This window comes from Paenibacillus sp. LPE1-1-1.1, from assembly GCF_040676435.1.
GTDB lineage: Bacteria > Bacillota > Bacilli > Paenibacillales > Paenibacillaceae > Pristimantibacillus.
Map to the genome: position 1 here is coordinate 1 of NZ_JBEGHY010000021.1, position 279 is coordinate 279.

Annotated in this window: 1 rRNA gene; it reads left to right on the forward strand. The window is 48.7% G+C overall.

Features of this window, described 5'->3' with window-relative positions:
* Window positions 1-8: 8 nt before the first annotated feature.
* A 5S ribosomal RNA gene (gene rrf, locus MRBLPE1_RS16815) occupies window positions 9-125 on the forward strand.
* Window positions 126-279 lie beyond the last annotated feature (154 nt).

Sequence of the window (279 nt, forward strand, 5' to 3'; positions counted from 1 at the left end):
GTCATCCGTTTGGTGGCGATGGCGGAGGGGAACCACGCGTTCCCATACCGAACACGACCGTTAAGCCCTCCAGCGCCAATGGTACTTAGACCGCAGGGTCTTGGGAGAGTAGGACGTCGCCAAGCGGGTTATGCCATACAAATAAGTTGCCAACTTTTAGTGGTTGATCGTAACGAAGGCGTATGATAATCTAATATTCCTGCCGCGAGAGTGGTTAGGAACCAAATTGCACCTTGAAAACTGGATAACGAAAGAAAAGAATTGCTGAAACATCCTTTA